We start from the raw sequence: 4,034 nt of genomic DNA on the forward strand, positions 1-4,034 counted from the left end.
AGTGTAGGCATGCCTAAGGTAGGCAACCGTGTCCTGGGCCGATGCCATACCGAACCTCGTCATCGGACTTCGTGAAGGTCTGGAAGCCGGCCTGGTCGTGAGCATTCTTCTCGCCGCTTTCCACAAAACAGCCGAAAGCGGCGGTGCGCACCGTTCGACGGCTCCGATCTGGCTCGGAGTCCTCGGCGCGGTCACCGTGTCGGGCAGCTTCGCGGCGGTGCTGACCTTCTCGACGAGCGTGCTGTCGAGCCAGGCTCAGGAGGCGGTCGGCGGTGTCCTGAGCGTCGTCGCGGTCTGCTTCGTCACCACGATGATCTTCTGGATGCGGTCGACGGCGGCACAGCTGTCGTCGCATCTACGCGGCGAGGTCGACCGGGCGCTTCGCATCGGCACGGGTGCGTTGGCGTTGACCGCGTTCCTGGCGGTCGGGCGTGAAGGACTCGAGACCACGCTGTTCATCTGGACGGCGGTCAAGGCGTCGGGGTCGACGGCGGCACCGTTGCTGGGTGCCGCCACCGGGCTCGTGATCGCCGTCGTGCTGTGCTGGCTGCTCTACCGGCGGGCGATCCGCATCAACCTGGGCGTGTTCTTCAACCGCACCGCCGTGCTCCTGATCGTCATCGCCGCCGGCGTGCTCGCGTACGGGCTGGGGGACCTGCAGGACGCCGGACTGCTGCCCGGCCGGCGCTGGATCGCGTTCGACCTCAGCACCCACATCGACTCGGGGTCGTGGTGGGCCTCGATCATCACCGGAGTCACCGAGCTCACTCCGACGATGACGGTCCTGCAGGTCACGGCCTGGCTGGTCTACCTCGTCACCGTCCTCTACCTGTTCGTGCGGGCGGCCCGGGCCGAACCCGTGACACGGGCGGAGCCCAGGACCGAGTCCGAGGAGCGGACGAGCTGGTGGGAACGCATGGCCGGGCGACGGCCCCTGGCCGTCGCGGGCACCCTCGTCGTGATCCCGGTCCTGATCGCCGCCGGCGTGATCGCCGTTCTGCCCGGTGCAAGCGCCGGCGACTCGACCGCGGTCACCATCACCCCCACGGCGTGCGCGACCGGCTGGACGGCGCCGCAAAGCGGCGCCCAGACCCTCAGCGTCGACAACAGGTCCGGTAAGGCGGGAGAGATCGACCTCGTGGACGCCTCCGGGAGAATCGTGTCCGAGATCGAGACCATCGGGCCGGCCACCACCGCGGACATGACCGCGGTGCTCACCGACGGCAGCTACAGCATCAGGTGCTACATGTCCGGCGCCGCTCCCATGTCCTCGCCCGTCATGCAGGTGACGGGGCCGGCCGGTCAGGCCGCGCCCACGGCCGTCACCCCGGTCACCGTCGCCGAGCTCGCCGGCCCGAACCGGGCCTACCAGACCTATGCGGCCGCCGACCTCGCCACCGAGGAGAAGGACGTCGCCGCACTCCGGTCCGAGCTCGCCGCGGGCGACCTGGCCGCCGCCAGGTCGGACTGGCTCACCGCCCAGCTGGACTGGGAACGGGTGGGCGCCTCCTACGACAGCTTCGGTGGCGACGGCACCGCCGTCGACGGGCTGCCCGACGGGCGTGCCGGCGGGGTCGCCGACCCCGGCTTCACCGGCCTGCACCGGCTCGAGTACGGCCTGTTCCACGGGCAGAGCGCCCCGTCGCTGGTTCCGGTCGCCGCCAGGCTGGCCACGGACGTCACCACCGTCGCCCGGAACCTCACCAGCGGCGACGTCGCCGGTGATCCCACCAAGCTGCCGATCCGTGCGCACGAGATCCTCGAGGACGCACAGCGTGACCACCTCTCCGGCATCGACGACGAGGGCAGCGGCGCCGTCTACGCCGAGACCTACGCCGACACGCAGGTCACCGCCACCGTGCTGGGCGAGCTCGCCCCGTTGATCGACCAGCGGTCCCCGGGACTGGTCGCGACCGCGGACGCCCAGATCGCGACGGTGCAGGCCGCCCTCTCGGCGACCCGGGCCGGCGGGCAGTGGCAGTCCCAATGGCTGGTCCCGCTCGCGCAACGGCAAGCGGTGGACGCGGCGACCGGGTCCCTGCTCGAGACCTTGTCCTCCGTGCCCGATCTCCTCGAAGTCCCTCCCTCGCACTGATGCGCCCACGCGAGTCACCGCAACCGACGCCGTCCGAAAGCAGCGCACTCCGATGAACGTCAATCGCCGCAGGTTCCTCCGGGGGATGGCCACCGGTGCCGCGGGTACAACCCTCGCCGGCGGAGTGCTCATCGGCGGAGCACAGGCGGACGCCGCCGCTACCACCGGAGCACCCACAACGGCGGCGAGCTACCCGTTCCACGGCCCGAACCAGGCCGGGATCCTCACGCCCGGCAAGCAGGCCTTCGCGAGCTTCGCCGCGTTCGACCTGACCGTGCAGAACAAGGCCGATCTCGCCGAGCTCATGCAGACCCTCACCACCCGGGCGCGCTTCCTCACCACCGGGGGCACCCCGGCCGATCTCGGTGTCGGGCAGCCACCCTCCGACAGCGACGTGCTCGGCCCGGTCGTACCCGCCGACGGGCTGACCGTCACGCTCTCGCTCGGCTCCAGCGCCTTCGACGACCGATTCGGACTCGCCGGGTCGAAACCGGTCCGGCTGGTCCCGATGAAAGTGTTCCCCGACGATTCGCCCGACCCGGCCCAGATGCACGGCGACCTGCTACTGCAGCTGTGCGCGAACAACCCCGACGCCGTGCACCACGCCATCCGCGACATCGCCAAGCACACCCGCGGCGGCATGCAGCTGCGCTGGAAGATGGAGGGCTACAACTCGCCGCCCCGCCCGTCGGGCACCTCGCGCAATCTCCTCGGGTTCAAAGACGGCACCGCCAACCCGACCGGCACCACGGCCGCCGACCTGATCTGGGTCGACGACCCGACCGAGCCGTCCTGGGCCCGCGGCGGCTCCTACCAGGTCGTGCGGCTCATCCGGATGCTCGTCGAGTTCTGGGACCGTGTCTCCATCAACGAGCAAGAACGCATGTTCGGGCGCCGCCGCGACACCGGCGCACCGCTCGACGGCACCCTCGAGACCGACGTCCCGAACTACGCCGCCGACCCACGGGGAAACGTGATCCCCACCGACGCGCACATCCGGCTGGCCAACCCCCGCACCCCGGCAACGGACAACCAGCGGCTCATCCGCCGCTCCTACAACTACGACCTCGGCGTCGACACCAACGGCGACATCCAGACCGGCCATATCTTCGTCGCCTATCAACAGGACGTCCAACGCCAGTTCGAGACCATCCAGAACCGTCTCGCCGGCGAGCCCCTGGTCGACTACGTACAGCCGTTCGGCGGCGGATACTTCTTCGCCCTGCCTGGAGTCGCGGATTCCCAGGACTGGTACGCACGCGAGCTGTTACGCGCCTGACCCCGATACACCGGAGCTGCGGCGTAGTCGGAGCAGGACCCCGAACGGCGTGAGGGCCGCCGCCGCGGCATCCGTGGTGGTCGTGTCCTCCCCAGGGGATCCCGAGTGGGACGGCCGCGATCATCGTGCGGCCCCTCGGGGGCGTGCGGGCGTGACCGGAAGTCGTTCCCTCTGCGGCGCTGCCGGAGTGCTTGCGGACGAGATGGTCTGCGGCCACTGGCACAGCGGCGGGTGTCGCTGGGATTCGGTGGCGGGCGGTGGGATGGGTGCTGCTGCGGGAGGGGCGTCCCGCCTCGCCCCGGCCTATCCCGCCCTCGGCCTCGGCGCCTGTCCCTTCGCTGGTGGCGGGCTGTTGCGGGCCATGTGCACGATCAGGCCGACGGGGACGAGGAAGAGGAAGAAAAAGGCCGGCACGGGAAGGCCCAAGAGGCTGAACATAACGGCGAGCGGCAACGGTGTGACGGTCTGCGCCGGCACGGACCTCTGCAGCCGGGCCAGGAGCGGGGACCGGAGATCGTGTTCCTGGGCCAGGCGGCGCTCGATCTCGGCCCATGCACGGGCCTCGTCCCTACTGAGCATGCCGCCTCCGGGGTCCTGACCGGCCGGGGCTCGGAACCCGGCACATCCGATCACGGTGACGACCCGCGTTTACCTGCGGGT

At 70.5% G+C, this 4,034-nt stretch carries 3 protein-coding genes; all 3 read left to right on the forward strand.

Translation table 11 applies throughout. From position 1 onward, the window contains the following. Nucleotides 1-28 precede the first annotated feature (28 nt). Nucleotides 29-2,095, forward strand: a complete 2,067-nt coding sequence (efeU, locus tag JWR81_RS15085) for an iron uptake transporter permease EfeU (RefSeq protein ID WP_297651953.1) — start codon at nucleotides 29-31, stop codon at nucleotides 2,093-2,095. A 52-nt stretch (nucleotides 2,096-2,147) separates the two neighbouring features. Then, the gene (locus JWR81_RS15090; protein WP_297651955.1) at nucleotides 2,148-3,374 is read left to right on the forward strand and encodes a Dyp-type peroxidase; all 1,227 of its coding nucleotides are present in this window, start codon (nucleotides 2,148-2,150) and stop codon (nucleotides 3,372-3,374) included. Nucleotides 3,375-3,737: 363 nt separating this feature from the next. Beyond that, a partial coding sequence (locus tag JWR81_RS15095; RefSeq protein ID WP_297651959.1) for a hypothetical protein occupies nucleotides 3,738-4,034 on the forward strand: 297 nt, incomplete at its 3' end.

The sequence above is a fragment of the Pseudonocardia sp. genome (assembly GCF_025965585.1).
GTDB lineage: Bacteria > Actinomycetota > Actinomycetes > Mycobacteriales > Pseudonocardiaceae > Pseudonocardia.

Bases quoted from the DNA above. Each gene is read 5' to 3' on its own strand.
- JWR81_RS15090 (WP_297651955.1), top strand. From the start codon at position 2,148: ATGAACGTCAATCGCCGCAGGTTCCTCCGGGGGATGGCCACCGGTGCC.